This is a genomic window from Dactylosporangium sp. McL0621, assembly GCF_049995355.1.
In the GTDB taxonomy this organism is placed as follows: domain Bacteria; phylum Actinomycetota; class Actinomycetes; order Mycobacteriales; family Micromonosporaceae; genus Dactylosporangium.
This window is the reverse complement of the sequence record NZ_CP188259.1, coordinates 2,662,877-2,688,982: the sequence shown is the minus strand read 5'-3', so window position 1 is coordinate 2,688,982 and position 26,106 is coordinate 2,662,877. Positions and strand designations below refer to the sequence as shown.

Genomic DNA, 26,106 nt, shown 5'->3' with positions numbered 1-26,106 from the left:
CTCAGTAGGCGCCGCGGTGGTCGGCGGCGTACTCGGCGAAGGTGCGCGCCGGGCGCCCGAGGATCGACTCCACCCCGTTCGTCGGCCGGTGCTGCGGGCTGTCGAGGTGGCGGCGGTACCGGGCCATGAGCGCCTCGACGAACGGCTCCGGCAACCCGCCCGCGGCCATCCCCCGGGCCGCGGCCTCCGGCGGGACCTCCTCGAACCGCAGCGGCCGGCCGAGCACGGCGCCGAGGATCGCCACCTGCTCGCCGTGGCTGAGCGACTGCGGCCCGGTGAGCTCGAGCACGCCGTCGCCGTCCCCGGTCAGGGCCCGCGCCGCGACCTCGGCGAGGTCCCGCTCGTCGACGAGCGACTCCTGGAAGGCCCGGAAGGCGTACCGCACGACGTCCCCGCCCCGCAGCTGCGGCCCGAACGCACGGACCGTGTTCGCCGCGAACGAGCTCGCGCGCAGGGCGACCCAGGGCAGCCCGCTGTCGGCCGCGGCCTGCTCGGCCTCCCGGTTGCGATCGCCGGCGAAGCGCGACGGCTGGTGCTCGGCCGGTTCGTCGACGTTCATCGCGGAGAGCGCGACGACGCGGCGCACCCCGTGCTCGCGGGCGAGGGCGACGAGCCCCGTGGCCCCCTCCCCCACCGCCCGCGGGTGCAGGAACAGCGCCTCGACGCCGCCCCCGCGCAGCGCCTCCTCGGCCGTCGGGCCGGCCGAGCGGCTGACCCCCAGCACCGCGGCCCCGCTGCCCTCCAGCGCCGCGACGAGATGGCGCCCGACCAGACCGGTGGCGCCCGTGACCAGGATCATGATGGCTCCTCATTCGATATGGTGTCTCCGAGACCAGTATCTTACGAGTTGCATAATATATGGCTAAGGAAGTACATCATATGAGTTCCGTATCACCTTCGCGGCGCCGGGCGACCAACGCGACAAAGGAGTCGCTGCGCGCGCTCAGCACCCAGCTCTCGCTGCTCAACCACCGCGTCGGGGCCCGCCTGGAGGTCAAGGACGCCGACTGCGACTGCCTCGACCCGGTCGACCGCCACGGGCCGCTGAGCCCGAGCGCCCTGGCCCGGCGCGCGGGCCTGCACCCGGCGACGATGACCGGCGTACTGGACCGCCTCGAGCGCGGCTGGGTCGTCCGCGACCGCGACCCGGAGGACCGGCGCGCCGTGGTGATCCGGGCGCGGCGCGAGCGCAACGCCGAGATCTACTCGCTCTTCGCCGGCATGAACGGCCGGATGGACGAGGTGTGCGCCGGCTACGACGACGCCGAGCTGGCCCTGCTGGCCTCGTTCCTGGAGCGGGTCACCGAGGCCGGCCGGACCGCCGCGGACGAGCTCAGCTGACGTCCCACACCCGCACCACGCCGTCGCGGGAGCCCGTGGCGAGCCGGCCGGCCTCCCGGGGGCTGAAGGCGAGCGCGTCGATGGGGCTGTGCGCCTGCTCGAAGGTCCGGATCGTCTTGCGCGAGTCGGGATCCCACAGGTGTACCGCCTGATCGTCCCCGGCCGCCGCCAGAACCGACCCGTCCCGGTCGAAGGCGACGGCGTTGATCGGCGTCTTGCCGCCGGACAGCCGCGCGGCCACCACGCCGGCCTCGCCCGTCCACAGCAGGACACAGCCGTCGGCCCCGGCCGTGGCCAGCAGGGTGCCCGCCGGGTTGTACGCCACGGCGCGGATCGTGTCGGCGTGCGCGACCGAGGCGTCCAGGGGCTGCCGGGCGCCGTCCGCGCTGCTGTACACCGCCGGCGCCGTCGCCGCCCCGCCCAGCGCGACCTCGGTGGCGCTCCCGGCCCCCGGGTTCCAGGCGACCGCCGCGACCGCGCCGGGGTTGAACGCGTCGAACTCGACGCGCTGCCGGCCGGTCGCGACCTCGTGCACGACCGCGAAGCCGGTGTCGGCCCCCAGCACGAGCAGCGTGCCGGTACGGTCGAAGGCGAGGGCGGTGAGCGAGAACGGGAGGCTGGGGATGATGCCCTCGCCGCGCTCCTTGTGGGTGGCGACGTCCCACAGGTGCACGCGCCCGTCGTCGCCGCCCGCGGCGAGCAGTTTCCCGTCGGGGCTGAACGCGACCGCGCGGGGGGCCGCCGCCATGGTGAGGGTCGTGGCCTTCCCGGCGCCGACGTCCCACAGCCGCAGGGTCTTGTCGTCGCCGACGGCCGCGAGCAGGTCGCCGGCGGGGCTGAACGCGACGGACCGTACGGCGCCGACGGCCCCGCGCAGCTCGGCCACGACCGGGCCGCGGAGCCAGGCCCGAACGCCGAGGATCCCGGCCACCACCGCGATCATCACGATCGCACCGACGACGTGCCGCCGCCGCAACCACCGCGGGGCCGGCCCGGCCGCGGGTTTGGGCGAAACCGCCCCCGGCTTCGACGGGGCGGCGGACGCTGAGGCGGCCTCCACAGTGGACGCCGCGGCAGGGGCGGTGGTGGTGACTGCGGCAAGGGTGGGGGGAGCGGGCACGGCAGGCGCGGGCCCGGGAGAGGTCGGCGCGGAAAAAGCAGGCGCGGGAGAGGTCGGCGCGGGAGAAGTGGGCGCGGGAGAAGTGGGCGCAACTCGCGCGGGCGCGGGCGCGGGTGCGGGCGCGGTGGCCGTGACCGACGCTGGGTGCGTGGGAACGGTGGGCGTGGGAACGGTGGGCGCGGGGACCGTGGCGGGCGCGGGCGCGGCCAGCACCGGGGTCAGGTCCTCGGTCGGCAGAGCCACCTCCCAGGTCGTGACCGGGGCCAGCAGGCTGCCCTCCGCGACCACGAGCTCCGGCTGGTCGACGATCGCCGGGGCGATGCGCAACGCGCGGTGCAGCAGCGTCGCCGCCAGGGGGATGCGCGACGAGCCGCCGACGAGGAAGACGCCGGCGATGCGTTCCGGGACCGCGCCCGCGTCGCGCAGTACGCGGACGGTCAGGGCGACCGTGCGGTCGAGGTGCGGCCGGGCCGCCGCCTCGAACTCCGCGCGGGTCAGGTGCACGTCCCGCTCGAGCAGGGGCAGGTGCAGGTCGGCGGTCGCGTGCCGGGTGAGCTGCTCCTTGGCCGCGCGGGCGCCGGTCCACAGGGCCCGGCGGGCCTGCTGGTCGGCCGGGGTCTGGGGCCAGTCGAGGCGCCCCCACTCGCCGGCGGCCGTCGACGTGAGCGAGCGGGCGTGCGCGACCACGGCCGCGTCGAGGTCCAGGCCGCCGATGTCCGTCAGCCCGTCGGCCGCCAGCACCTCGAACGCCCCGCGCGCGGCGTGCACCACATCGGCGGCCGGAAGACCCGACCAGCCGTCGCCGCTGTGAAGGACGGCGCCGCCGCGTCGAAGGCCGTCGGCCGCCAGCACGTCGAATCCCCCGGCGTCCGTGCGGCGCACGACGCTCACGTCGAACGTGCCGGCCCCGAGGTCGTACACGACGACGGTCTGCCCGGGCTTGAGCGAACGCACCGTGCCGAAGTAGGCCGCGGCCGCCACCGGCTCGGAGACCAGCCCGACCTCGCCCAGCCCGGCGCGGCGCGCGGCGTCGGCGAGCAGGCTCAGCCGGGTGCGGCCCCAGGCCGCGGGGTGGGTGAGCACCACCTCGGCGATCGGGCCGCCGGCGACCCGCCGCGCCTCGTCGCCCACGCGGCTCAGGATCGCGGCGAGGACCTCGACGACCGGGTACTCTCGCTCGCCCAGCCACACGGTGCCGTCGTCGATGCGGCGCTTGGGGTTGGCCTCCAGGCCGGCCGGCTGGGCGGTCGCGGCCCGCTCGGCGTCGAGCCCGGTCAGCAGGTCGGGGCCGGAGCCGGCGAAGACGGCCGAGGACAGCAGCGGCGAGGCGTCGAACAGCAGCGGGCGGGTCGCGCCCGGGAACGCCAGCACGGCCACCGTGGTCGAGGTGCCCAGGTCGATGCCGAGCCGGTATGCCACCCGCACACTGTACGAGCCGGCGCCAAACCTCAGCCGGCCGCGGCCTCCGCGAGCAGGTAGAACGCCTGCGCCTCGGCCGAGGTGCCGGGGCGGTCGAAGGTGGGGGCGCCGCAGACCGAGGTGACGAGCCCGTCGACCACGAGGGGCTCGACGGCCGCGCGCAGGGAGCCGGCCACGGCCGCGTAGGAGTCCGGCAGCCAGCCGCCGGCCACGCCGGTGAAGGCCGCGTAGGCGAGCATCTGCGCCAGGTTCGCCTCGCGGAAGGAGCCCGGGTCGTCGAGGACGTCGCCGAACAGGCCGTCGGGGCGGCGGTACCGCAGGCAGGCGTCGATGACCTCGCGGGCGTGCCCGGCCAGCGGCGCGGCCAGCTCGGGCGCGTGCCGGATGGCCCGCGCGAGCCCGGCGGCGACCCAGCCGCTGCCGGTGCCCCAGAGCCGCGGGCGGGTGTCGGCGGCGGCGTAGAGCCCGTCGCGGCACAGCCGGGCGCGGTGGCCCTCGGCCTGGGCCAGCGCCAGGTCGGGCCGGCCGGCGAAGGCGAGCATCGGCACGAGCATGTAGACGGAGTCGGCCCAGCACTCGGGCGCGTCCAGCAGGTGGTAGAGGGTGCCGTCGGCGGCGCGCGGGGCCCGCTCGACGATCCAGTCCAGCTGGCGGCGGGCGGCGTCGGGCGCGTCGAGGAGTACCGCACCCTCGTAGATGGCGGCCGAGTTCACCGACCCGCGCTCGCCGCCGATGGTGCCCAGGCGGCCGTCGGGGCTCTGGTGCACGGCCGCGTCGCGGGCCAGGCGCGCGGCCAGCCCGGTCTCGCCGCGGTCGAGCAGGGCGTGGATCGCCACGCCCTGCTCCCAGTTCTGCCGCTGCATCGCCAGCAGCGTGAGCAGGACCGGATGGCCGGTCAAGACCGGGCGGTGAGCACGAAGACGGGGATCTGCCGGTCGGTCTTGGTCTGGTACTCCGCGTAGTCCGGCCAGGCCTCGATGGCGCGCTTCCACCACAGGGTCTTCTCCTCGCCGGTCACCTCGCGGGCGGTGTAGTCCCGCCTGACCGGGCCGTCCTGCAGCTCGACGTGCGGATGGGCGACGAGGTTGTGGTACCACACCGGGTGCGCCGGCGCGCCGCCCAGGGAGGCCACGACGGCGTACTCCCCGTCGTGCTCCACCCGCATGAGCGGTGTCTTGCGGATCTTGCCCGACTTCGCGCCGAGCGACGTCAGCACGATGACCGGTCGCCCCCGCAGGGTGTTGCCCTCGGCCCCGTTCGTGCGCTCGAACAGCTCGACCTGCTCGCGCGCCCAGTCGGTCGGGCTCGGCTCGTACTCACCGGACAACGGCATGGTGCTCGCTCCTCACTGGTCCTTGATCTCGTCTTCGACGCTACCCGCGGCCGTGGGATCGGAGGGGTCGGACGCGTGTTCGGCATCCTCCTCCGCCTGCTCCCGGCGCTGCTCGTCCTCGTCGGTCGGCTCGGTGCCGGGCGGCTCGTCGGCGTCGGCGGGCTCGCCGCGGGGGTGCTCGGCGAGGTACCGGATGGCGGTGTTGCCGACCGCGAGCAGCGGGACCGCGACGAGCCCGCCGACGATCCCGGCCGCCACCACGCCCGTCGTGATCGCGAGGATCACCGACAGCGGGTGCAGGGCGACGGCCCGCCCCATGATCAGCGGCTGCAGGACGTGGCCCTCCAGCTGCTGTACCGCGATGACGACGGCCAGCACGAGCAGCGCGCTGACCGGCCCGTTGGTCACGAGCGCGACGAGGATCGCGACCGCGCCGGACAGCGTGGCCCCGACGACCGGGATGAACGCGCCGAGGAAGACCAGGGCGGCCAGCGGCAGCGCGAGGGGGACGCGCAGCACGGCGAGGCCGATGCCGATGCCGAGCGCGTCGACGAACGCGACGAGCACCGTGGCCCGGACATAGGAGACGAGGGTGTACCAGGAGTAGTGCCCGGCCCGCGCGAGCGGCAGCTGGGCCTGGCGGGGCAGCAGCCGGCACAGGAACGACCAGATCTGCCCGCCGTCGCGCAGGAAGAAGAACAGCGTGAACAGCACCAGGAAGAAGCCGGTGAGCACCTCGCCGAGGGTGGTCGCGGTGCTCAGGGCGCCGGACGTCAGCGTGCCGCGGTTGGACGTGAACTGCTTCTGCAGCGAGCTCATCATGTCGCTGAGCTGCTTCTCGGAGATGTGCAGGGGGCCGTTGGCGAGCCAGCGCTGGATCTCGCCGAGGCCCTCGCCCACCCGGCCGGAGAGGTTGTCGAACTGGGCGATGAACGTGTAGACGATCCCGCCCAGGCCGCCGAAGACCACGACGAGGCCGCCGACCAGCACGATCGCGGCGGCCAGCGACCGGTGCACCCCCCGCCGGCGCAGCCCGCCGGCCACGGGCTCGAGCAGCGCGGCGAGCAGGATCGCCACGACGACCGGGATGACCATCAGGCGCAGCGCGGCGACGAGGCGCAGCAGCAGGTACGCGGCCAGGATGAACAGCACGATCCGCCAGGCCCAGGCCCCCGCGACCTTGATGCCGCGGGGGATGCCGTCCTCCACAGTGGACGCGGGCCGCACCTCCACGGGCCCGGCGAACGGCGGGATCTGCCGCGCCGTGCTCAGCCGCGTCCGCGCGCGCTCACCGACTTGCGTTATCCACTGCGCCATGCCACGGCAGTACCCCCAATGGGGGGAGATCAACCGGTTCTTACTTCTGCCTGTCGTAGCGCGAGAAGTCGTCCGGGTTGTCCTTGCTCGACGTCCGCCAGATGTCGCCGTTGCAGGTGTACGTCGTGGGGTCGAGGTTGGGCTCGAGCTGGATGCGGCCGGCCTGGACGCCGTCGACGCTGACCGTCACGACCGTGGTGGCCTCGCCGCCGGCGTAGGACAGCACACCGTCCTTCGTGGAGACCTTCCACTCGGTGCGACCGGCCCAGGTGGCGGTGACGGTCCGGCCGTCGTCGGTCTTGCCGCTGTACACCGTGCTGGTGTCGTCCTCGATGGCGCTGCCGTCGTCCTTGATCTCCCAGATCTTGCCGCCGCCGCTCATCTTGACCTTGGACAGGTTCCCGCGCTTGGCGGTGTCGGTCCCGCTGAGATCGACGACCTTCTGGTAGGAGGTCTGCTTCCACTTGCCGACGAGGCACTTGTCGACCGGGCCGGTCTGGGAGGCGCCCGCCTGCGGGGTGCTCGGGGTGTCGGGCTTGCGGTTCAGCGCGACCACGACGATGGCGACCACGACGACCACGAGCAGCACCGAGCTGATGATGAGGGCGGGGAAGAACCGGTTGCGCCGCCCGGAGCCGCCGTCCGGCAGGGGCGGCGCGGACGTCGGGTAGGCCGGCTGCTGCGGGTACGCCGGCGGCGGCTGGTAGGCCGGCGGGGCGCTGTACTGCTGCGACGCATAGGGCACCGCGGAGTAGGGCTGGGCGGCCGGCGGCTGTTGCTGGGGGTACTGCTGGGGCGGGTACTGCTGCTGGGGCGGGTACTGCGGCTGCGGCTGCCCGTACGGCGGCTGCGCCTGAGGCTGGGGCGGCCCGTACGGCGGCTGCTGCGGGTAACCGCCCGGCTGGGGCTGGCCATGGCCACCGCCGCTCGGATCGGGCTGCTGCCACTGCCTGCTCGGGTCCACGGTCCCCGTCCTCCCCATGCCACTGCGCGAGCCATCCAAAGTTCACGCACGCATCGCGTGCCATTCGCCGTCGAGAATGGCATACGCCGACATCTTTCGCAGGTCGCCCTTTCCGACAAATGCCGCGTAACGCCACGGCGCTGACCTGCGAAATTCCACTTGGCGCCAACTGGCCGACCCACAGCGGCGCTTTGTGTGTGACGATCGAGCGCAACGGGTACACGTCGCGCACCGGGCAGGCCCGTCGGAGGAGGTTGGGCGTCATGCTCAGCGAGAGCGAGCAGAAGCGGCTCGCAGACATCGAAGCCGCGTTGCGCAGCGACACGCGCTTCGTCAACGGATTCAACCGGGCCATGACTCGCCGGATCACGCCCCGCCGCGTGACCTCGGTGGCCATCGCCATAGCCGCAATCGTCGGCGCCGTCATCGGCCTGGCCGCCCACAGCGTCTTCGGGACGGTGCTGGCGATCTGCGCCCTCGGCGTCGCGGGCGGCGTCTGGACCTATCGGCCGGCCCACTCCGAGCCGGTCACCACGCAGACCGAACTCGATCTCGAACTCTGACACCCTCGCACATTGCGGTCCTCGCGTTCCCCGGCCCCGCCCCAGGCGCCGGGGAACTGCATGTCTGCGGCCGTTTCCCCGGTCCCGTCGGGCTGACACCCGGTGTGCCGATCTTGCGGGTGACCGCCCGAAGCGCCACAGTTGTCCGGTGATGCCCCCAATCGCCAGGCTCAAGGCGGCGCTGAACGGCGGCCGGGCGCCCGGCGAGCACCCGGCCCTGCCCTGCTCCCCCGCCGAGCTCGCCGAGGCCGCGCAGCGCTCGGTCGCGGCCGGGGCCGAGGCCGTGCACCTGCACCCGCGCGACGACACCGGCGCCGAGTCGCTCGCGGCGGCCGACGTGGGCGCGGCGGTCGCGGCGGTGCGCCAGACCTGCCCCGCCACGCCGGTCGGGGTCACCACGGGGCTGTGGATCACCGGGCGGGACGTGACCGCGCGGCAGGCGGCGGTCGCGGCGTGGGCGGGGCTGCCGCGGTACCAACTCCCGGATTTTGCCTCGGTGAACGTCTCCGAGCCCGGGTTCACCGCGCTCGCCGCCACGCTGGGCGAGCTCGGCGTCGCGGTCGAGGCCGGGGTCTGGACCCCCGAGGACGCGGGGGCGCTGTCGATCGCGGACGAGGTGCCGCGGGTGCTCGTGGAGATCATGCGGCCCGGCGTGGACCCGCTCGCGATCCTGGCCCGGCTGGACGAGGCCGGGGTGACCGGCGAGCGGCTGCTGCACGGCGAGGGGGCGCTGTGCTGGCCGATGGTGGAGCTGGCCGGGCGGCTCGGGCTGCCGACGCGGATCGGGCTCGAGGACACCCTCACCGGCCCGGACGGGGCGCCCGTGGCCGGCAACGCGGAGCTGGTGCGGCTGGCGCTGTCGGTCTGGTCGACCGCCCGCTCAGTTGCGTAGGTCCCAGGCCACCCGCGACAGGACCGCGCCGAGCGGCGCGTCGAGCAGGAGCGCGGCGAGCGTGTCGCCGCGCGTCGGGCCCTGGTTGACGATGGCGACCGGCAGGCCGAGCTTCGCCGCGCGCACCACGAACCGGCGGCCCGACATCACGGTCAGCGAGGAGCCGAGCACGACCAGCGCGGCCGAGCGCTCGACGAGCTCGAAGCAGGCCTGCACCCGCGGCGCCGGCACGCTCTCGCCGAAGAACACGACGTCGGGCTTGAGCATCCCGCCGCAGCCCGTGCAGTCCACGACCACGAAGCCGGCCGCCTGCTCGTCGGTGAGGTCGACGTCGCCGTCGGGGTTGACGCCGCCCGCGACGGCCGCGTAGCCGGCGTTGGCCGCGCCGAGGCGGGCGTCGAGCTCGGCCCGCGCGGAGAGCTCGCCGCAGCCGAGGCAGACCACGCGGTCGAGGGCGCCGTGCAGCTCGACGACGCCGTCCGCGCCGCCGGCCTGGTGCAGCCCGTCGACGTTCTGCGTGATGACGCCGGTGAGCAGGCCCAGCCCCTGCAGCCGCCCGACGGCGTGGTGCCCGGCGTTGGGCGCGGCCCGCGCGATGGTGCGCCAGCCGAGGTGGCTGCGGGCCCAGTACCGCCGCCGCGCGATCGGGTCGCGGGTGAACGTCTGGTAGGTCATCGGCTGGGCGTTGCGCCGCGCCCCGCTCGGGCCCCGGTAGTCGGGGATGCCCGACTCCGTCGACAGGCCCGCGCCGCTGAGCACGAGCACCCCGCCCTTGCCGACGAGCGCGCTCAGCGCCGCGACTGACTGTTCCACGGAATCAATACTGCCTCGCGCTCAGCGCAGCGCGGCCCGGATGGTCTCCGCGACCGGGCCCGCGGTCGGGTAGGGCTCCGCCGGGAGCAGCGGCGGCTGGGCCAGGAACCGGGGCCGGTCGCCGTGGTGGGGCTGGGCCGCATGGACAAGGAACGGGTGGCAGAGGTACACGTCGCCGGCCGTCCCGGTCGCCAGCACCTGCTCCCGGTGCGCGGACGCGGCGTCGATCCGCGCCCCGATCTCCATGATCGGCGCGCCGCGCTCCCCGAACGGGGCCAGCAGCGGCGGCATGTCCATGTGCGAGCCGACCCGCACCCGCGTCGGGGCGTTGCGCTCGTCGACGTCGGTGAACAGGAACAGCAGGAGCAGCGCCCGGCCCCGCGAGTGCACGTTGGCCCAGAACCCGGACTCGCCGGGCGGCGTGAAGCTGCCCTCGATGTGCCACCCGGCGTCGTCGGGCTCCTCCTCGTGCGGGAAGCGCAGCGGGAACGACCCGATCGAGTCGCGCGGGTGCCACCGGCCCGGGCCGACGAGCGCGTCGAAGGCGTCGAGCAGCACCGGCTGGTTCGCGGCCGCCCGGAACGGCTCCTGCGCCATGCCGCCGACCCAGTACACCGGCCTCGTCCAGGTCGCGGGGTCGTCCGGCTCGGCGTCGATCTCGGCCCAGAGCAGCTCGGTGCACTGCCGGGCGACCTCCGCCGGTACCGCCGCATCGATCTTGACGAACCCGTCCCGCACGAACCGATCGACGTCAGCGCTCAGCATGCCCACCATCCTGCCGCGGGCGCCGAAACTTTCAACCGATTTCTACCGGTCTCGAGTTGGGGCGTGATGGGGCGCACAGTCCCGGCCACGGGCGACGTATCGTGTTCGGCATGGGTTTGGTGAGCAAATTCAACACGTGGCGCCGCAAGCTGCAGGAGCAGGTGGGCACCACGATCGACCTCGAGCCGATGCGCGCCCTGCTGCCGGAGATCGAGAAGCGCGAGGCCGAGCTGTCAGAGCTCACCGACGACGAGCTTCGTGCCGCCAGCAAGGCTCTGCACCAGCGCGACGACCCCCAGGACTTCGTCGAGGCGTGCGCGCTCGGCCGTGAGGCGGCCAAGCGGGCCCTGGACGAGCGGCCCTACGACGTGCAGCTGCTCGGCGCCCAGGTGCTGCTGGCCGGGCACGTCGTCGAGATGGCTACCGGTGAGGGCAAGACCCTTACCGCCGCGATCGCCGCCGCCGGCTACGCGGCCCAGGGGCCGGTGCACGTCATCACCGTCAACGACTACCTGGCCCGCCGCGACGCCGAGTGGATGCGCCCGGTCTACGAGCTGCTCGACCTCACCGTCGGGTGGGTCAACGAGTCCTCGACGCCCGACGAGCGGCGCACGGCCTACGCGCAGGACATCACCTACGTCTCGGTCAGCGAGGCCGGCTTCGACCTGCTGCGCGACTCGATCGTCACGAACACCGCGGACCGCGTGCACCGCGAGTTCGCCACGGTCATCGTCGACGAGGCCGACTCGATCCTGATCGACGAGGCCCGGGTGCCGCTGGTGCTGGCCGGGTCCACCATCGCCGGCGAGGAGCAGCCGATCGCGCTCGCCGAGATCATCGGCGGGCTGCACCGCGACCGGGACTACGAGGTCGTCGACGAGGGCCGCACCGCCCACCTGACCACGCAGGGCCTGGCGAAGGTCGAGTCCGCCCTCGACCTCGACCTCTACGCCGAGGACAACGTCGACACCCTGACCGCGGTCAACCTGGCGCTGCACGCCGAGGCGCTGCTGGTCCGCGACGTCGACTACATCGTGCGCGACGAGCGGGTCGAGCTCATCGACGAGTTCCGCGGCCGCGTGGCCCAGCGGCGGCGCTGGCCCGACGGGCTGCAGGCCGCGGTCGAGGCCAAGGAGAAGATCCGCTCCAGCGGCGGCGGCACGGTGCTGCAGACCATCACGGTGCAGGCCTTCCTGACGCAGTACAAGCGGATCTGCGGCATGACGGGCACGGCCATCCCGGTCGGCGACCAGCTGCGGGAGTTCTACAAGCTCGAGGTCGCGGTCATCCCGCCGCACCTGCCCAACATCCGCAAGGACTGGCCCGACCGCGTCTACGCCTCGGCCGAGGAGCGCGACATCGCCGTGGTCGCCGAGATCGTCGCGATGCACGCCACCGGCCGCCCGGTGCTGATCGGCACGCTGAGCGTCGCCGAGTCGGAGCGCCTCGCCGCCACCCTCGGCGAGGAGGGCGTGGAGTGCGTGGTCCTCAACGCCAAGAACGACGAGGCGGAGGCGGCGATCGTGGCCGAGGCCGGCGCGGCCGGCGCGGTGACGGTCTCCACGCAGATGACCGGCCGCGGCGTCGACATCCGCCTCGGCGGCAGCGACGAGAAGGAGCGCGAGCGGGTCGCCGAGCTCGGCGGGCTGTTCGTCATCGGCACGGCCCGCAACGACTCCCGCCGCATCGACGACCAGCTGCGCGGTCGCGCCGGCCGGCAGGGCGACCCGGGCGAGTCGATGTTCTTCGTCTCGCTCGAGGACGAGCTGGTCCAGCGGTACGGCCCCGAGCCGATGCCGATGGGGCAGGCCGACGCCGAAGGCGCGATCGAGGACGAGGACGTGCGCTGGGCCATCGGCTCCGCCCAGCGGGTCGCCGAGACCGTCAACCTGGAGATCCACCGCAACACTTGGCGGTACAACTACCTGCTCGACCAGCACCGCCAGCTGCACGGCAAGCGGCGCGAGGAGCTGCTCACCACCGACTCGGCCGGCGAGCTGCTCGCCGAGCGGTCGCCGGACAAGTACAACGAGCTCGCGGAGGAGCACGGCGAGGAGACGCTGCTGCGCATCGCCCGCGTGATCGCCCTGTTCCACGCCGACCAGGCCTGGTCGGAGCACCTGGCCGACATGAGCGAGCTGCGCGAGGGCATCCACCTGCGGGTGCTGGGCTCGCAGGACCCGCTGGACGAGTTCCACCGCGAGGCGATCCCGGCGTTCCGCGGCCTGCTGGCCGAGATCGACAACCGCACGGTCGCCGAGTTCGAGGAGATCGAGATCGACGGCCCGGACTGGGAGCCGGAGGACGCGGGCCTGGTCCGGCCGAGCGCGACCTGGACCTACGTGGTGAGCGACAACCCGTTCGGCTCGGAGATGGAGCGGTTCTTCGCCGGCATGGTGAAGCTGTTCCGCAGCGGCAAGGGCGTCAAGAAGAGCTGAGCGAAGGGGGGCCCGCCGGGCCCCCCTCGCCTCACCGGTTCAGGGCCTCGGTCAGCGCCCCGCAGAACGCCGGCAGGTCGTCCGGCTTGCGGCTGCTGATCAGGTTCCCGTCCACGACCAGCTCCTCGTCGACCCAGGTGGCGCCGGCGTTGCGGTAGTCGGTCTTCAGCGACGGCCACGACGTGAGCCGGCGGCCCCGGACGGTGCCGGTCTCGATGAGGATCCAGCCGCCGTGGCAGATCACCGCGATGGGGCGCCCGAGGTCGGCGAAACCGCGCACGAACTCGACCGCGGTCGGCTGCCAGCGCAGCAGGTCGCCGTTGGCGACCCCGCCGGGCAGCACCAGGGCCGCGTAGTCGCCGGGGCGCGCGTCGGCCGCGGTGACGTCCACGTCGAACGAGTCGGCGGGGTCGAGATGGTGGTACCCCCTGACCTTCCCCGGCTCCGGCGACACCAGCCGCGGCGTGTGCCCGGCGTGCTCGACCGCCTTCCAGGGCTCGGTCAGCTCGACCTGCTCGATGCCCTCCTTGGAAACCAGAAACGCGACATCCATATGCTCGCCCTCCTTCCAACCCCCGGATACCCCGCGGGCGGCGGCCCAACCGGCGGTACCTTCGGCCCGTGGAGATCAACGTGCGGCGGGCCGGCCCCGCGGACACCGACGAGCTCGTCCGGCTGCGGATCGTGATGCTGGAGGCGATGGACGGCGCGCCCACCCCGCCCGGCGAGTGGTCGGAGCGCTCCGCGGCCGCGCTCCGCCGCCGCCTGCCGGTGCCCGACCCGGACGCCACCCTGGCCGCGTTCGTGGCCGACCGGCCCGACGGCCCCGGGCTGGCCGCGTGCGCGGTCGGCACCATCGAGGAGCGGCTGGGCGCGCCGGGCAACCCGGACGGTCGCGTCGGTTACGTCTTCAACGTGGCCACCGACGCCGCGTACCGCCGCCGGGGCCTGTCCGCCGCCTGCCTGGACGCCCTGCTGGCGTGGTTCGAGCTCCGCTCGGTGCCGATGGTGCACCTGGTCGCCTCCCCCGACGGCCGGCCGATGTACGAGCGGATGGGCTTCGCCCGCCACGCCCACCCGTCCCTGCGGCTGCGGCTCCCCCGGATTGACGCCCCTACCGATGGGTAGGGTGGGGGCGTGACCACCGCCGCCATCGACTCGGGTCTGTTCCGCCGGGTGCTGCGGCGGCACGCGGCCGCCGTCGTCGTGGTGACCGCGCCCGGGCCGGTCGGGTTCACGGCGACGTCGTTCACCTCCGTGTCGCTCGACCCGCCGCTGGTGTCGTTCTGCGTGGCCAAGGCGGCCTCCGCGCGCCCGGCCATCAGCGCGGCCCCGGCCGTCGCCGTGCACGTGCTGACCGCCGACCAGGAGCCGGTGGCCCGCATCTTCGCCACCCCCGGCATCGACCGGTTCGCCGCCTACGAGCGCACCGGCCCGTGGCGCACGGGGCCCGGCGGCGTGCCGCTGCTGGGCGCTCCCCTGGCCGTGCTCATCTGCCGGGTGGTCAAGCAGGTCGAGGCCGGCGACCACGTCATCGTCATCGCCGCGCCCGTGCACGCCGAGCACCACGACGACGCCGAGGCGACGCCGCTGGTGTACCACGACGGCGTCTACACCGGCCTGTAGCCCTCAGGCGGTCTCGCCCCACAGGCGCAGCCGGGACATGCCGCCGTCCGGGTAGATGTCCAGCCGCACGTGGGTCGCCGGCCGCGGCGAGTCCAGCCGGAAGTGGTGGCGGGTGTCCGGCTGCGTGGGGGTGCGCGGCAGGAGGTCGAACCACGCCGCCTCGCTCGCCGGGTCGTCCGTGGCCCGCAGCGAAGCCTCGCCGGGGGCGTTGCCCTTGAAGTGGGTGGTGTCCAGCTCGGCCAGGCGGATGCACCCCGCGGCGGCCAGGCGGACCAGCACCCACTCGTTGCCGGGCTCGCGGCGGCGCGCGGTCTCCCAGCCCTCGCTCATCTGCCGCGAGCGGTCCGGCAGCAGCAGGTTGCCGGGCGATCCGTAGAACATGTCGCTGCAGCCGGCGACCACCGCGCCGAGCTCGAGCGCGGCCAGGTTCACGGTCAGGCCGTGCAGCAGGGCCGGGTCGGGCCGCACCTCGCCGTGCACGCGGAGCCGGGCGACGCCGCCGTCGGGGTAGATGTTCAGGCGCACGTGGGTGTAGCGGGCGTCGTCGGCGACCGGGAAGTGGTTGCGGTGGTCGCCGCGCACCGGGGACCGGGGCACGAGCCCGGTCCAGGCCGCCGCCTCCAGCTCGGCCGGGGACGGGTGGCCGGGCACCTCCGCGGCCTCGACGGCGACGAACGGCGGGTAGTTGCCGGTGAAGTGCGCGGTGTCGACCACCACGCCGTGGATGCGGCCGGGCGCGCCCAGGCGGACGACGGCCCAGTCGTGGCCGGGCGAGCGGCGCCGGCGCGTCTCCCAGCCGTCGTAGACCTTGCCCTTCGGCCCGTAGGTCCACGTCTCGAACTCGGACGGCTCGGGGTTGACGAGGTTGTCCATCGCCGCGAAGAACTCGTCGTTGGCGGCCACCACGCCGCCGCCGAGCGCGCGCGAGGCCAGGTCGGTGAGGTCGGTGAACGTCACTGGGCATCCTCCCGGAGCAGGAAACGGCCGTTCGCTTCCGCCCCGACCGGCTCCCCGCGCAGCCAGGTCGTGCGGACGGCGCCGATCAGCTCGCGGGTGGCGTACGGGGTCACGGGGTGGCGGTGCTGCAGGGCGGCCGGGTCGACCACGAAGGTCGCCGTCGGGTCGAACGCCACCAGGTCCGCGTCGGCGCCGGGCGCGATGCGGCCCTTGCGGCGCAGCCCGACCAGGTCGGCCGGGCCCGCGGACATCCAGCGGACCACGTCGGCCAGGGTGAAGCCGCGCTCGCGGGCGGCCGTCCAGACCGCCGGCAGGCCCAGTTGCAGCGACGCGATGCCACCCCAGGCCGCGGCGAAGTCGCCGGAGTCGCGGCGCTTGAGCTCGGGCGTCGAGGGCGAGTGGTCGGACACGATGATGCCGATGGTGCCGTCGGCGAGCCCGCCCCACAGCCGGTCCTGGTTGCCGGTGTCGCGGATCGGCGGGCAGCACTTGAACTCCGTCGCCCCGTCCGGGACCGCCCCGGCGTTGAGGGTGAGGTAGTGCGGGCACGTCTCGGCGGTGGCGCGGACGCCCTCGGCGCGGGCGCGGCGCAGCGACCCGAGCGCGTCGGCGGCCGACAGGTGCAGGATGTGGACCCGGCGGCCGGTCGCGCGGGCGGTGTCCAGGGCCGTGTCGACCGCGGACACCTCGGCCGCGGCCGGGCGGGAGGCGAGGAAGTCGGCGTAGGCGCGCGACGGGCGGGCGGCGTGCAGGCGGGCCGGGTCCTCGGCGTGGACGATGAACAGCGCGTCGACCGCGGCGAACGCCTCGGCCAGCCCGGCCCGGTCCAGCGGCGGGAACTCGGGCACGCCGGAGTCGGCGAGGAAGCTCTTGAAGCCCAGGACGCCGGCCTCGTGCAGCGGGACGAGGTCGGCGGCGTTGCCGGGCACCGCGCCGCCCCAGAAGCCCACGTCGACATAGCACTGGCCCCGCGCGGCGGCCTGCTTCTCGCGCAGGGCCGCGACCGTCGTGGTCGGCGGCAGCGAGTTCAGCGGCATGTCGACGATCGTGGTCACCCCGCCGGCGGCGGCCGCCCGGGTCGCGGTGGCGAAGCCCTCCCACTCGGTGCGGCCGGGCTCGTTGACGTGCACGTGCGTGTCGACCAGGCCGGGCAGCAGCGCCAGCCCCTCCAGGTCGATCACGGGCCCGTCCACCTCGGACCCGTGGTCCCCGACCGCGGCGATCCGTCCACCGTGGACGGTCACGGTCGCGGCCCGCGGGCCGCCGGGCAGGTAGACCTGGCGGGAGCGCAGCGAGAAGGTCACAGGGCCTCCAGCACCTCGACGGGGTGGCGCACGTCGCCGGGGCGCAGGGCGCCGCAGTGCAGGCCGCGCAGCAGGAACCGGGCCATGGCCCGCGCGGTCGCCGGCTCGTCGAGGTGCCCGCGCGTGCGGCGGCCCAGGTAGTGGGCGAGGCGGTGGACGACCTCGTCGACGCCGTCGCGGAAGAACTCGAACGTGGCTCCCCAGCGGGTCACCAGGTGCCCGGGGTGCAGGTCCCAGCCCTGGTAGATGCCGCGCTCCAGGCTCCGGCGCACCAGCCGGGCGTGCAGGGCCCAGGCGCGGTGCACCTCCTGGGTGGTGCCGGTGGGCAGCACGTTGGTGGAGCCGTCGGCGACGTGTACCCCGGTGCCGGCCGCGGCCGCCTGCATGACGGACTTGGCGTGGTCGGCGACCGGGTGCTCGAGGCTCTGGTACGTCGGGGCGATCCCGAGCGCGGTGCTGTAGTCGTAGGTGCCGTAGTGCAGGCCGGCGAGCCGCCCCTGGGAACGGACGATCATCTCCGGCAGCGGGCTGCGGCCGTCGGCGCCGAGGATCGCCTGCGGGGTCTCGACCTGCAGCTCGAAGCGCAGCGTGCCCTCGGCCAGGCCGTGGGCGTGCTCCAGCTGCCGGCACAGCAGCACGGCGGCGTCGGCGTGCGCGGCCGAGGTGGCCTTCGGGAACGTGATGACGAAGTTGTCCGGCGGCGGGCCCAGCGCCTCCAGGAACCGGTCGATCGTGCGGGCGGCCCGCAGTACCGTATCCGGCTCGAGGCTCTTGGACCGCAGGCCGGAGAAGGCCGGCGGGTCCGCGCGCAGGGCGGCCCCGGCCCCGGCCGCGTGGGCGTCCTCCTCGTCGTCGCCGCGGCGGCCGTACCCGTCCTCGAAGTCGACCCGCAGGTCCTCGATCGGCTCGGTCATGAGCTTGGCCAGCACCAGCTCCACGACGTCGTCCGGGAACGGCGGGCGCCCGTGGTCGCGGACCAGGATTCGTGCCTCGTTGCCCCAGTCGACCAGGGTCCCGGCCGTGAACGACGAGGCGGGCACGTAGACGGTGTGCACGGGCTGCCGGGCCGGCGGCTCCTCCACCTGGCCGGGCAGCAGGAGCCGGTCCAGGTGCTCGGCCCGCGCCCGCAGTTCGTCGAGATCCCGCTCCGAGAGCGCCATCTCAGGTGCCCGTCAGGTGCTCGGGCCGCACCGGCACCCGCACCAGCGGCAGGCCGGTGGCGGCGCGGATCGCGGCGACGATCGCCGGGGTGGACGAGATGGTCGGGGGCTCGCCGACGCCGCGCAGCCCGTACGGCGCCTCGGGGTCGCCCAGCTCCAGCACCTCGATGAGCATCGGCGGCACGTCCAGGATGGTGGGGATCAGGTAGTCGGTGAACGACGGGTTGCGGATGAGCCCGTCCACGACCTGGATCTCCTCCATCACCGCGAGCCCGAGGCCCTGCGCGGTGCCGCCGGCGATCTGGCCGCGCACCGACTGCGGGTGCAGCGCCCGGCCGACGTCCTGGGCGATGGCGATCTCGACCACCCGCACCAGCCCGAGCTCCACGTCGACGTCGACGGTGGCCCGGTGCGCGGCGAAGGCGTACTGGACGTGGGCGTGGCCCTGCCCGGTGTGCGGGTCGAGCGGGAAGGTGGGCTTGTGCCGCCACTCGACGGTCTCGTCGATCGGCCCGGCGTCCAGGGCCACGAGGATATCGGCGTCGCGACGCTCCAGCTCGCGGCGCACCGCCTCACAGGCCGCCTTGACCGCGCCGCCGGTGACGTACGTCTGCCGCGACGCCGACGACGACCCGGCGCTGCCGATCGTCGTGTCCGCGGTGGCCACGGTCACCCGGTCCACCCCGAGCTCGGTCCGCACGATCTGCGCCAGCACCGTCACCAGGCCCTGGCCGACCTCGGCGGCGGCGGTGTGCACGACCGCGGCCGGCTCGCCGCCGACCAGCTCCAGGCGCACGCGGGCCGTGGAGTAGTCGTCGAAGCCCTCGGAGAAGCCGACGTTCTTGATGCCGATGCCGTAGCCGACCCCCCGGCGCACGCCCTCGCCGTGGGTGGTGTTGGCGACGCCGCCGGGCCGCTCGCGCAGGTCGTCGCGCGCGGGTTCCGGCGCCGGGCGGTCGCGGACCCGGCGCAGCAGGTCGGCGACGGGCGCGGGGCCGGTGACGACCTGGCCGGTGGGCATGGTGTCGCCGGGCTCGAGGGCGTTGCGGGCGCGCAGCTCCACCGGGTCGAGGCCGAGGGCGGCGGCGAGCTTGTCCATCTGGGACTCGTACGCGAAGCAGGCCTGGACCGCCCCGAAGCCCCGCATCGCGCCGCACGGCGGGTTGTTGGTGTAGACCGCGTACCCGTCCACGGTGACGCTGGGCACCCGGTAGGGCCCGACGCCGAGCGTGCTGGCGTTGGCGACGACGGCCATCGACGTGGACGCGTAGGCGCCGCCGTCGAGCACGATGCGGGCCCGCACGTAGAGCAGCCGGCCGGTCTCGTCGGCGCCGTGCTCGTAGGCGAGGCGGGCCGGGTGCCGGTGCACGTGGCCGAAGAACGACTCCTCGCGGGAGTACACCATCTTCACCGGCCGGCCGGTGTGCAGGGCCAGCATGCACGCGTGGACCTGCATGGAGACGTCCTCGCGGCCGCCGAACGCGCCGCCGACCCCGGCCAGGCTGAGCCGGACCTTGTCGTGCGGCAGGCCGAGGCAGTCGGCGACCTGGGCGAGGTCGCCGTGCAGCCACTGGGTCGCGATGAACAGGTCGACGCCGCCGTCCTCGGCCGGGATCGCGAGGCCGGACTCGGGGCCGAGGAACGCCTGGTCCTGCATGCCGACCTCGTAGTCGCCGGTGACCACGACCGGCGCGGTGACGTCCTGCGGGCCCTTGCGGATCGGCACGTGCCGCAGCAGGTTGCCGGCCTCGTGCACCCGCTCGGTCGCCGGGTCGAGGGCGGCCTCGCTGTCCACGACGGGCGCCAGCACCTCGTACTCGACCGCGATGCGCGCCGCGGCCCGCCGGGCGGTCTCGGGGTGGTCGGCGGCGACGATCGCGACCGGCTCGCCGGCGTAGCGGACCTGGCCGATGGCGAGCACCGGCTGGTCGCGGTGCTCCAGCCCGTAGTGCTTGGCCCCGGGCACGTCGCCGGCGGTGAGCACGGCGTGCACGCCCGGCAGCGTCAGGGCCTCGGTGATGTCGATCGCGGCGATCCGGGCGCGCGGGTGGGGGCTGCGCAGCGTCGCGCCCCACAGCATCCGGTCGGCCCACAGGTCGGACGAGAACGCGAACTCGCCGGTGACCTTGAGCGTGCCGTCGGGCCGGACCGGTGAGGTACCGATGCCGCTCGTGGCCTTTGTGGATACGGTCACCGCAGCCTCCTCGCCGCCCGGGCCAGGTCGGCGGCCAGTACCGTTGCGTCCACCGTGGACAGCGCACCGTCCTGCACGACCGCGCGGCCGCCGACCAGCAGCAGGCGCAGCGGGGCGGCCGGGCCGAGGACGAGGGCGGCGACGGGGTCCTCGATGCCGGCGTGGCCGAGCCCGTCGAGGCGCCACAGCGCGATGTCGGCGAGCTTGCCCGGCTCGAGCGAGCCGAGCTCGCCGTCCCGGCCGAGGCAGCGGGCCCCGCCGATGGTGCCCAGCGCGAGGGACTCCCGCGCGGTCAGGGCGGCCGGGCCGCCGCGCAGCCGGGCCAGGTACAGCGCCTGGCGCAGCTCCGCGCCGAGCTCGCCGGCCTCCTGGGAGGCGGCGCCGTCGACGCCGAGGCCGACCGGCACCCGGGCGTCGAGCAGGTCGCGGACCGGGGCGATGCCGGCCCCGAGGCGGCCGTTGGAGCTCGGGCAGTGGGCGACGCCGGTGCCGGTCGCGGCGAGCCGGGCGATCGCGGCGGCGTCGAGGTGCACGGCGTGGGCGAGCCAGACGTCGTCGCCGAGCCAGCCGAGGTCCTCGGCGTACTGCACCGGCGTGCACCCGTGGACCTCCTGGCAGTACCGCTCCTCCTCGACCGTCTCGGCGAGGTGGGTGTGCAGCCGCACGCCCTCGGACCGGGCCAGGTCGGCCGCCTCCCGCATCAGCCGCGGGGTGACCGAGAACGGGCTGCACGGCGCGACCGCGATGCGCACCATGGCCCCGGGCGCCGGGTCGTGGTACCGGTCGATCGCCTCCTTGGTGGCGGCGAGCGCGGCGTCGGTGTCCTCCACGACCGAGTCGGGCGGCAGGCCGCCGTCCTTCTCCGAGAGGTCCATGGAGCCGCGGCACGGGTGGAAGCGCAGCCCGACGGCGGCGGCCGCCTCGATCTCGGCCGCGAGCAGATCGCCGGCGCCGCGCGGGAACACGTAGTGGTGGTCGGTGCTCGTCGTGCACCCGGTGAGGGCCAGCTGGGCCAGGCCCGCGGCCGCGGCGGCGTGCACGGTGCCGGCGTCGATGCGGGCCCAGACGGGGTACAGCTCCTTGAGCCAGCCGAACAGGATCTCCTGCTGCGCGTAGCCGCGGGTGGCCCACTGGTAGAGGTGGTGGTGGGTGTTGACCAGCCCCGGGGTGGCCAGGCAGCCGCGGCCGTCGACCCGCGTCGCGCTCGCGTCGCCCCGGTAGGGGCCGGCCCCCACCGCCACGATCCGGTCGCCGTCCACGACGACGTGCCCGTCGGCGTGCTCGGTGCCGGCCGCGTCGACTGTCGCGACCGCGCAGCCCTCGATGACGATCATTGCCCGGCCGCCGTGCGCACCGCCGCGACGATGTGCTCGTACCCGGTGCAGCGGCACAGGTTGCCGGCCAGCGCCTCGCGGATGTCCGGGTCGCTCGGGTGCGGGTTGCGCTCCAGCAGGTCGTGGACGGCCACGATGAGCCCGGGGGTGCAGAACCCGCACTGGACCGCGCCGGCGGCGAGGAACGCCTGCTGGATCGGGTGCAGCGCGTCGCCCCCGGCGAGGCCCTCGACGGTGCGCACCGCCCGCCCCTCGGCCTGCCCGGCGGCGACCAGGCAGGCGCAGACCGGGGTGCCGTCGAGATACACCGTGCAGGACCCGCACTCCCCCTGCTCGCAGGCGTTCTTGGCGCCGGGCAGGCCGAGCCGCTCGCGCAGCACGTACAGCAGGCTCTCGCCCGGCCAGACGTCGTCGGCGGTGCGTTCCTCGCCGTTCACGGACACGTTCAGCCGCATCGGTACTCCTCCCCCGCCGACCGCGGCGCCCGTCCGGCGGTTCCGTTCAGCCGCATCGGTACTCCTCGCAATGCCGACCGCGGCGCCCGTCCGGCAGTTCCGTTCAGCCGCATCGGTACTCCTCGCAATGCCCACCGCGGCGCCCGTCCGGCGGTTCCGTTCAGCCGCATCGGTACTCCTCCCATGCCCACCGCGGCGCCCGTCCGGCGGTTCCGTTCAGCCGCATCGGTACTCCTCGCAATGCCCACCGCGGCGCCCGTCCGGCGGTTCCGTTCAGCCGCATCGGTACTCCTCCCATGCCCACCGCAGCGTCCGTCCACCCAGGACTGACAGGGCGTGCCGGCGGTACGCGGCGCTGCCCCGCACGTCGTCGATCGGGCGGGCCGCGGCCGCGACGAGCTCGCCGAAGCGCGCCACCATCGGCTCCGGCAGCGGCCCGCGCGACTCCCACGGCAGCTCGGCCGCGAACTCCTCCGCCGCGGCGGCCCGCAGCGGGGTCGGGCCGGCCGAGCCGATCCCGGTCCCCGCGGTACGCCGCTGCGGGTCCAGGGCCACGGCGAACGAGCACACCGCGATCACCATCGCGTTGCGGGTGCCGACCTTGGCGAACTGCTGCGCGCCGGCCGCGGGCGGGATGCGGAACGCGGCGATGAGCTCGTCGGGGGCCAGGGCGCTGCGCTTGGGGCCGGCGAAGAACTCGGAAGCGGGGATGCGCCGGGCGCCGCGCACCGAGGCGACCTCGATCTCGGCGCCGGTGGCGAGCAGCGGCGGGTGGGCGTCGCCGGCCGGGGAGGCCGAGCCGAGGTTGCCGCCGACCGTGCCCCGGTTGCGGATCTGCGGGGAGCCCACCGTGCGGGCGGCCATGGCCAGACCCGGCAGGCGCCCGCCGAGCTCGTCGATGATGCGGCGGTACGTCACCCCGGCCCCGATCCGCAGCACGCCCCCGTCGGCGCCCCACTCGGCCAGCGCGCCGACGCGGGTCAGGTCCAGCAGCGCGGGCGGGCGGCGGCGGTCGAAGTTCAGCTCGACCATCACGTCGGTGCCGCCCGCGATCGGCACCGCGCCGGGGTGCTCGGCCTTGGCCGCGAGCGCCTCGTCCCAGTTCGACGGCCTCAGAAAGTCCATGCGACCTCCTCCGGGACCGCGGCGCCGTCGCGGCGCACGACGCCCTCGATGAGCCCGTAGGGCCGGTCGGCCGCGTAGTAGACCTCGTTCGGGTTGTCCAGGCCGAACGGCGCCAGGTCGACGAGGAAGTGGTGCCGGTTGGGCAGCGAGAGCTTCACCTCGACGACGTCCGGGCAGCGCTCCAGCACCCGCGAGCCCATCGCGAACAGGGTCTGCTGCAGCGCGTAGCTGTAGGTGTCGGCGAACGCCTCGACGAGGGCCTCCCGGGCGGGCCGGGGATCCGTGAACCCCTCGACGCACCGCCAGGTGGCGTCGACGGAGGTGGCGAGGATGCGGTCGCGGGTCTCGGGCAGCGTGGTGTAGCGGTCCTTGAGGTACCCGTGGAACTCCGAGTCGGTGGTCTTGAGCAGCACGAGCCCGCCGATGCCGGAGGCGACCTGGGTGCCGTGGGGTCCATGGTGGACGGTGGCGGTGCGGACCTCGCCCCCCTCGCGGCGGAAGGAGTGCCGGCCGTCGACGCTCTGCCAGGGGTACTGCTGGATGGCGACCCGGGCCTCGTGGATCGACGGCTGCGAGGCGACGAAGTGCTCGGCGAGCCGGGCGGCGAACGCCTCGATGCTCGCGACGCCGAACTCGCGGGCGAAGGCGTAGACGGTGTTCTTCTGCGTGTCGGTCGGCAGCACGGCCGCGTTGTCGCCGGTCAGGTGGCTGGCGGCGAGGTCGCCGCGCAGGGCCACGCTCACGTTGAGGTCGGTCAGCCGGTCGCCGTCGGCGCCGCGCTCGACGCGCACCAGGCGCGTCTCGGCCTTGCCGTACTGGTTCGGGCCCAGCTCAAAGGTCGGCACGCGCTCAGCTCCCCCGGTAGGTCGAGTACCCGAACGGGCTCAGCAGCAGCGGCACGTGGTGGTGGCGCGGTTCGGCGACGGTGAACACGATCGACACCTCGGGAAAGAAGGCGTCGGGGCCGAGGTAGGCGGCGGTGTCGATGACCAGCCGGTAGCGGCCCGGGCCGACGTCCTCCCAGCGCAGCCGCCCGTCGGCGTCGGTGAGCCCGTCGCCGACGAGGATGTGCCCGGCCGTCTCCAGCCGGATGGGCACGCCCGCGGCGGGAATGCCACGGGCGGTGTCGAGCACGTGGGTCGATAAGCTCATGCAGCCACCGATTCCGCCAAGCGTTCCAGGCGGAGCTCGACGATCTTGCGCAGCTCGCCGCGGACGACCACGCGCTCGGTCTCCTCGTCGTTGCCCAGGCGCCCGCGCGCGTCCGCGAGCACCTCGGCGGCCGACTTGCCGGTGGCGAAGATCAGGAACAGGTGCCCGAAGCGGCGCTCGTAGGCCTCGTTGGCCCGGGCCAGTTCCTCGTCGGCGCCCTCGACCCCGGACTGCTCGCGGCGGGACCACTCGGCGTCGGTACCGCCGCCGGAGGGTCGCTGCCCGATCCGCGGATGCGCGGCCAGGACGCGCTGCAGCTCGGCCCAGCCGAGCTCGTCGAATGCCGTCACGCCGCTCACGACCAGGTCGGCGGGCGTCTGATAGGGCCGCGCGGCGGCCACGCGGGCGGCCCAACCGGGCGACGCGCAGCAGGCGAGCAGGGCCTCCTCGGCGGCCTCGGGCGCGAGGCCGTTGAACCGATCGAGCATGACACCCCTCTCGTATCCCCGGGACAGTACTCCGGGGATGTTTCATGTCCAGACCATTCGAACGGCTTCCGCGATCATGTCCAGTATCCGCGTTTTGTCCGGTCCGGCGAGGGTGTAGCCCGGAATCGTGTCAGCTCGGCGCCAGGCCGGGCGTGACGACGTGCAGCCGCCACCGCACCTCGAAGACGTCCAGGGGGCGCAGGCCGGCCCGCGTCCGCTCGCTCGTCGACAGCGTCGCGCAGTTGCGGTCGACGAGCACCACGACGGTGTGGCCGTCCGGGTAGCCGAACACCAGGGTCACGTCCGTCGGGTAGCTGATCAGCTGGCAGCGTGCGTCGGCCGGGACCGGCGGCAGGGCGTTCGCCTCGCGCACCACCTGGTCCACGCCCGCCGTCAGGGTGCGCGGCTCCGCCAGGGTGCGGGCGGCGCCTCGGGTCGGGGTCGGGCCGGGCGTCTCGCAGCGGGTCACCGAGACCGCGCCGACCGGCACGAGGTCGCCCGGGAGGTCCGGGTGCGGGCTCCGGCGCACCGGCGTGGGCACCGCCGCGCACGGGCCCGCATCGGGCCCGGCCGGCACGTCGTCGGGCATCGTCCGGGACCGGGCGGCCGCCGCCGCCAGCAGGATGACCGCGAGCGTGGCCGCCGCGGCCGCCGTCGTCAGGTAGCGCGTGCGGCGGACCCGGGTGCGCACCGCGGCCAGGCGGCCGGGGGGCGTCGGCAGCTCGGGTACCGCGGACTGCAGGCGGTCGCGCAGCGCGCGCTCGGGCGGGCTCAGGTCGCTCATCGGATCGGCTCCCTTCGTTCGGGCTGGTCCAGCCGGAGGTCGGCGTCGGCGCGCAGGGCGGCCAGCGCCCGGTGGGACTGGACCCGGACCGTGGCCTCGGAGCAGCCCACCAGCGCCGCCGTCGCCGTGACCGAGCAGTCGTGGGCGTACCGCAGGACGACCACCGCGCGCTGCTGGCGGCTCAGCCGCGCCAGGGCCCGCCGGACCGCGTCCCGGTCGCTCACCGAGGCCGCGTGGTCGCCGCGCGCCGCCGGCTCCGGCAGCTCGGCGGTCGGCACCTCGGCCCGCCAGCGGCGCCGGCGCCAGCTCAGATACGTGGTGAGCAGGATCTTGCGCACGTACGCCTCCGGGTTGGACCCGCCGCGACCCGGCGCCAGCGCCGCCACGCCGCCGCGAGCGCGGTCTGGAGGAGGTCCTCGGCCGCGCGGTCGTCGCCGGTCAGCAGCCACGCGGTGCGCAGCAGCGCCGCCGACCGGGCCGCGACGAACTCGGCGAAGTCATCCATGCCGTTGAAACGCTCCACGGCCGGCGAAACGTTAACGAGCCAGTTCAGGTGGGCCGT

28 protein-coding genes and 2 pseudogenes are annotated in these 26,106 nt (G+C 74.7%); 6 read left to right on the top strand and 24 right to left on the bottom strand.

Annotated elements, in window-relative coordinates:
- Position 1: 1 nt before the first annotated feature.
- Positions 2-799 carry an NAD(P)H-binding protein gene (locus ACPPVO_RS12535; RefSeq protein ID WP_426511367.1) on the bottom strand — a complete coding sequence of 266 codons (798 nt, stop codon included), beginning with the start codon at positions 797-799 and terminating at the stop codon, positions 2-4.
- A gap of 80 nt (positions 800-879) precedes the next feature.
- On the opposite strand from ACPPVO_RS12535, the gene ACPPVO_RS12530 reads away from it, so the two are divergent.
- Positions 880-1,341 carry a MarR family winged helix-turn-helix transcriptional regulator gene (locus ACPPVO_RS12530; RefSeq protein ID WP_426511366.1) on the top strand — a complete coding sequence of 154 codons (462 nt, stop codon included), beginning with the start codon at positions 880-882 and terminating at the stop codon, positions 1,339-1,341.
- Here the strand turns inward: ACPPVO_RS12530 and ACPPVO_RS12525 are convergent.
- The 7 genes and pseudogenes from ACPPVO_RS12525 to ACPPVO_RS12495 all read right to left on the bottom strand — a co-directional run bounded on the left by ACPPVO_RS12525 (position 1,334) and on the right by ACPPVO_RS12495 (position 7,494).
- Complete coding sequence (locus ACPPVO_RS12525; protein WP_426514616.1) at positions 1,334-2,284, bottom strand: WD40 repeat domain-containing protein; 951 nt, start codon at positions 2,282-2,284, stop codon at positions 1,334-1,336. The two genes, ACPPVO_RS12530 and ACPPVO_RS12525, sit on opposite strands and share 8 nt — an antisense overlap.
- Positions 2,285-2,516: 232 nt before the next feature.
- Positions 2,517-2,711, bottom strand: a pseudogene (locus ACPPVO_RS12520) (hypothetical protein); the annotation flags it as partial.
- Positions 2,712-2,743: 32 nt separating this feature from the next.
- Positions 2,744-3,652 (bottom strand): annotated as a pseudogene (locus ACPPVO_RS12515) (Hsp70 family protein); the annotation flags it as partial.
- Positions 3,653-3,909: 257 nt separating this feature from the next.
- Positions 3,910-4,779 (bottom strand): glycoside hydrolase family 88 protein, encoded by an 870-nt coding sequence (locus tag ACPPVO_RS12510; protein ID WP_426511365.1) that lies wholly within the window; start codon positions 4,777-4,779, stop codon positions 3,910-3,912.
- A complete protein-coding gene (locus ACPPVO_RS12505; protein ID WP_426511364.1) occupies positions 4,776-5,213 on the bottom strand; it encodes a nitroreductase family deazaflavin-dependent oxidoreductase in 438 nt (145 codons plus the stop codon). Before ACPPVO_RS12505 ends, ACPPVO_RS12510 begins: the two co-directional genes overlap by 4 nt.
- A 12-nt stretch (positions 5,214-5,225) precedes the next feature.
- Complete coding sequence (locus tag ACPPVO_RS12500; RefSeq protein ID WP_426511363.1) at positions 5,226-6,530, bottom strand: AI-2E family transporter; 1,305 nt, start codon at positions 6,528-6,530, stop codon at positions 5,226-5,228.
- A gap of 40 nt (positions 6,531-6,570) precedes the next feature.
- Positions 6,571-7,494, bottom strand: coding sequence for a hypothetical protein (locus tag ACPPVO_RS12495; RefSeq protein WP_426511362.1), 924 nt, complete (start codon positions 7,492-7,494; stop codon positions 6,571-6,573).
- Between the two features lie 263 nt (positions 7,495-7,757).
- Between ACPPVO_RS12495 and ACPPVO_RS12490 the strand changes: the two genes are divergently transcribed.
- Together ACPPVO_RS12490 and ACPPVO_RS12485 are read left to right on the top strand one after the other, a co-directional pair.
- Positions 7,758-8,057 carry a DUF3040 domain-containing protein gene (locus tag ACPPVO_RS12490; RefSeq protein ID WP_360390459.1) on the top strand — a complete coding sequence of 100 codons (300 nt, stop codon included), beginning with the start codon at positions 7,758-7,760 and terminating at the stop codon, positions 8,055-8,057.
- A gap of 151 nt (positions 8,058-8,208) precedes the next feature.
- On the top strand, positions 8,209-8,949 hold the full coding sequence (locus tag ACPPVO_RS12485; protein WP_426514615.1) for a 3-keto-5-aminohexanoate cleavage protein: 741 nt from the start codon (positions 8,209-8,211) through the stop codon (positions 8,947-8,949).
- Here the strand turns inward: ACPPVO_RS12485 and ACPPVO_RS12480 are convergent.
- Both ACPPVO_RS12480 and ACPPVO_RS12475 read right to left on the bottom strand, forming a co-directional pair.
- On the bottom strand, positions 8,938-9,762 hold the full coding sequence (locus ACPPVO_RS12480) for an NAD-dependent protein deacetylase (RefSeq protein WP_426511360.1): 825 nt from the start codon (positions 9,760-9,762) through the stop codon (positions 8,938-8,940). The genes ACPPVO_RS12485 and ACPPVO_RS12480 overlap by 12 nt on opposite strands.
- Before the next feature lie 21 nt (positions 9,763-9,783).
- A complete protein-coding gene (locus ACPPVO_RS12475) occupies positions 9,784-10,527 on the bottom strand; it encodes a phytanoyl-CoA dioxygenase family protein (protein ID WP_426511359.1) in 744 nt (247 codons plus the stop codon).
- A gap of 110 nt (positions 10,528-10,637) precedes the next feature.
- On the opposite strand from ACPPVO_RS12475, the gene secA2 reads away from it, so the two are divergent.
- The gene (secA2, locus tag ACPPVO_RS12470; protein ID WP_426511358.1) at positions 10,638-12,965 is read left to right on the top strand and encodes an accessory Sec system translocase SecA2; all 2,328 of its coding nucleotides are present in this window, start codon (positions 10,638-10,640) and stop codon (positions 12,963-12,965) included.
- Between the two features lie 31 nt (positions 12,966-12,996).
- On the opposite strand, the gene ACPPVO_RS12465 is transcribed toward secA2, so the two are convergent.
- Positions 12,997-13,518 (bottom strand): type 1 glutamine amidotransferase domain-containing protein, encoded by a 522-nt coding sequence (locus tag ACPPVO_RS12465; protein WP_426511357.1) that lies wholly within the window; start codon positions 13,516-13,518, stop codon positions 12,997-12,999.
- Positions 13,519-13,586: 68 nt separating this feature from the next.
- On the opposite strand from ACPPVO_RS12465, the gene ACPPVO_RS12460 reads away from it, so the two are divergent.
- Entirely contained in the window at positions 13,587-14,093 is a 507-nt protein-coding gene (locus tag ACPPVO_RS12460; protein ID WP_426511356.1) for a GNAT family N-acetyltransferase, read from the top strand.
- A 9-nt stretch (positions 14,094-14,102) separates the two neighbouring features.
- Positions 14,103-14,591 carry a flavin reductase family protein gene (locus tag ACPPVO_RS12455; protein ID WP_426511355.1) on the top strand — a complete coding sequence of 163 codons (489 nt, stop codon included), beginning with the start codon at positions 14,103-14,105 and terminating at the stop codon, positions 14,589-14,591.
- Positions 14,592-14,594: 3 nt separating this feature from the next.
- Here the strand turns inward: ACPPVO_RS12455 and alc are convergent, their stop codons facing one another.
- From alc to ACPPVO_RS12390, 13 genes are all read right to left on the bottom strand, one after another.
- Positions 14,595-15,548, bottom strand: coding sequence for an allantoicase (gene alc / locus ACPPVO_RS12450; protein ID WP_426511354.1), 954 nt, complete (start codon positions 15,546-15,548; stop codon positions 14,595-14,597).
- Positions 15,545-16,852 (bottom strand): allantoinase AllB, encoded by a 1,308-nt coding sequence (allB, locus tag ACPPVO_RS12445; protein ID WP_426511353.1) that lies wholly within the window; start codon positions 16,850-16,852, stop codon positions 15,545-15,547. Before allB ends, alc begins: the two co-directional genes overlap by 4 nt.
- Positions 16,849-18,012, bottom strand: a complete 1,164-nt coding sequence (locus ACPPVO_RS12440) for a DUF6986 family protein (protein ID WP_426511352.1) — start codon at positions 18,010-18,012, stop codon at positions 16,849-16,851. The genes allB and ACPPVO_RS12440 overlap by 4 nt, the downstream gene beginning before the upstream one ends.
- 1 nt (position 18,013) lies before the next feature.
- Complete coding sequence (locus ACPPVO_RS12435) at positions 18,014-20,206, bottom strand: molybdopterin cofactor-binding domain-containing protein (protein ID WP_426511351.1); 2,193 nt, start codon at positions 20,204-20,206, stop codon at positions 18,014-18,016.
- Positions 20,203-21,540: an 8-oxoguanine deaminase gene (locus ACPPVO_RS12430; RefSeq protein WP_426511350.1), complete on the bottom strand. Its 1,338-nt coding sequence runs from the start codon at positions 21,538-21,540 to the stop codon at positions 20,203-20,205. Before ACPPVO_RS12430 ends, ACPPVO_RS12435 begins: the two co-directional genes overlap by 4 nt.
- Positions 21,537-21,995 (bottom strand): (2Fe-2S)-binding protein, encoded by a 459-nt coding sequence (locus ACPPVO_RS12425; RefSeq protein ID WP_360390488.1) that lies wholly within the window; start codon positions 21,993-21,995, stop codon positions 21,537-21,539. Before ACPPVO_RS12425 ends, ACPPVO_RS12430 begins: the two co-directional genes overlap by 4 nt.
- Positions 21,996-22,268: 273 nt before the next feature.
- Positions 22,269-23,120, bottom strand: coding sequence for an FAD binding domain-containing protein (locus ACPPVO_RS12420; protein ID WP_426511349.1), 852 nt, complete (start codon positions 23,118-23,120; stop codon positions 22,269-22,271).
- On the bottom strand, positions 23,108-23,965 hold the full coding sequence (gene pucL / locus ACPPVO_RS12415) for a factor-independent urate hydroxylase (protein ID WP_426511348.1): 858 nt from the start codon (positions 23,963-23,965) through the stop codon (positions 23,108-23,110). Before pucL ends, ACPPVO_RS12420 begins: the two co-directional genes overlap by 13 nt.
- Before the next feature lie 4 nt (positions 23,966-23,969).
- The gene (gene uraH / locus ACPPVO_RS12410) at positions 23,970-24,272 is read right to left on the bottom strand and encodes a hydroxyisourate hydrolase (RefSeq protein WP_360390497.1); all 303 of its coding nucleotides are present in this window, start codon (positions 24,270-24,272) and stop codon (positions 23,970-23,972) included.
- The gene (gene uraD / locus ACPPVO_RS12405; protein ID WP_426511346.1) at positions 24,269-24,760 is read right to left on the bottom strand and encodes a 2-oxo-4-hydroxy-4-carboxy-5-ureidoimidazoline decarboxylase; all 492 of its coding nucleotides are present in this window, start codon (positions 24,758-24,760) and stop codon (positions 24,269-24,271) included. The genes uraH and uraD overlap by 4 nt, the downstream gene beginning before the upstream one ends.
- Positions 24,761-24,890: 130 nt before the next feature.
- Positions 24,891-25,544 (bottom strand): hypothetical protein, encoded by a 654-nt coding sequence (locus ACPPVO_RS12400; RefSeq protein ID WP_426511345.1) that lies wholly within the window; start codon positions 25,542-25,544, stop codon positions 24,891-24,893.
- Positions 25,541-25,882 carry a sigma factor-like helix-turn-helix DNA-binding protein gene (locus ACPPVO_RS12395; RefSeq protein WP_426511344.1) on the bottom strand — a complete coding sequence of 114 codons (342 nt, stop codon included), beginning with the start codon at positions 25,880-25,882 and terminating at the stop codon, positions 25,541-25,543. The genes ACPPVO_RS12400 and ACPPVO_RS12395 overlap by 4 nt, the downstream gene beginning before the upstream one ends.
- The gene (locus ACPPVO_RS12390) at positions 25,852-26,067 is read right to left on the bottom strand and encodes a hypothetical protein (RefSeq protein ID WP_426511343.1); all 216 of its coding nucleotides are present in this window, start codon (positions 26,065-26,067) and stop codon (positions 25,852-25,854) included. The genes ACPPVO_RS12395 and ACPPVO_RS12390 overlap by 31 nt, the downstream gene beginning before the upstream one ends.
- Between the last annotated feature and the right edge of the window lie 39 nt (positions 26,068-26,106).

Bases quoted from the DNA above. Each gene is read 5' to 3' on its own strand.
- ACPPVO_RS12535 (WP_426511367.1), bottom strand. From the start codon at position 799: ATGATCCTGGTCACGGGCGCCACCGGTCTGGTCGGGCGCCATCTCGTC.
- ACPPVO_RS12530 (WP_426511366.1), top strand. From the start codon at position 880: ATGAGTTCCGTATCACCTTCGCGGCGCCGGGCGACCAACGCGACAAAG.
- ACPPVO_RS12525 (WP_426514616.1), bottom strand. From the start codon at position 2,284: ATGATCGCGGTGGTGGCCGGGATCCTCGGCGTTCGGGCCTGGCTCCGC.
- ACPPVO_RS12505 (WP_426511364.1), bottom strand. From the start codon at position 5,213: ATGCCGTTGTCCGGTGAGTACGAGCCGAGCCCGACCGACTGGGCGCGC.
- ACPPVO_RS12500 (WP_426511363.1), bottom strand. From the start codon at position 6,530: ATGGCGCAGTGGATAACGCAAGTCGGTGAGCGCGCGCGGACGCGGCTG.
- ACPPVO_RS12490 (WP_360390459.1), top strand. From the start codon at position 7,758: ATGCTCAGCGAGAGCGAGCAGAAGCGGCTCGCAGACATCGAAGCCGCG.
- ACPPVO_RS12485 (WP_426514615.1), top strand. From the start codon at position 8,209: ATGCCCCCAATCGCCAGGCTCAAGGCGGCGCTGAACGGCGGCCGGGCG.
- ACPPVO_RS12475 (WP_426511359.1), bottom strand. From the start codon at position 10,527: ATGCTGAGCGCTGACGTCGATCGGTTCGTGCGGGACGGGTTCGTCAAG.
- secA2 (WP_426511358.1), top strand. From the start codon at position 10,638: ATGGGTTTGGTGAGCAAATTCAACACGTGGCGCCGCAAGCTGCAGGAG.
- ACPPVO_RS12465 (WP_426511357.1), bottom strand. From the start codon at position 13,518: ATGGATGTCGCGTTTCTGGTTTCCAAGGAGGGCATCGAGCAGGTCGAG.
- ACPPVO_RS12440 (WP_426511352.1), bottom strand. From the start codon at position 18,012: ATGGCGCTCTCGGAGCGGGATCTCGACGAACTGCGGGCGCGGGCCGAG.
- ACPPVO_RS12430 (WP_426511350.1), bottom strand. From the start codon at position 21,540: ATGATCGTCATCGAGGGCTGCGCGGTCGCGACAGTCGACGCGGCCGGC.
- ACPPVO_RS12425 (WP_360390488.1), bottom strand. From the start codon at position 21,995: ATGCGGCTGAACGTGTCCGTGAACGGCGAGGAACGCACCGCCGACGAC.
- ACPPVO_RS12420 (WP_426511349.1), bottom strand. From the start codon at position 23,120: ATGGACTTTCTGAGGCCGTCGAACTGGGACGAGGCGCTCGCGGCCAAG.
- uraH (WP_360390497.1), bottom strand. From the start codon at position 24,272: ATGAGCTTATCGACCCACGTGCTCGACACCGCCCGTGGCATTCCCGCC.
- uraD (WP_426511346.1), bottom strand. From the start codon at position 24,760: ATGCTCGATCGGTTCAACGGCCTCGCGCCCGAGGCCGCCGAGGAGGCC.
- ACPPVO_RS12400 (WP_426511345.1), bottom strand. From the start codon at position 25,544: ATGAGCGACCTGAGCCCGCCCGAGCGCGCGCTGCGCGACCGCCTGCAG.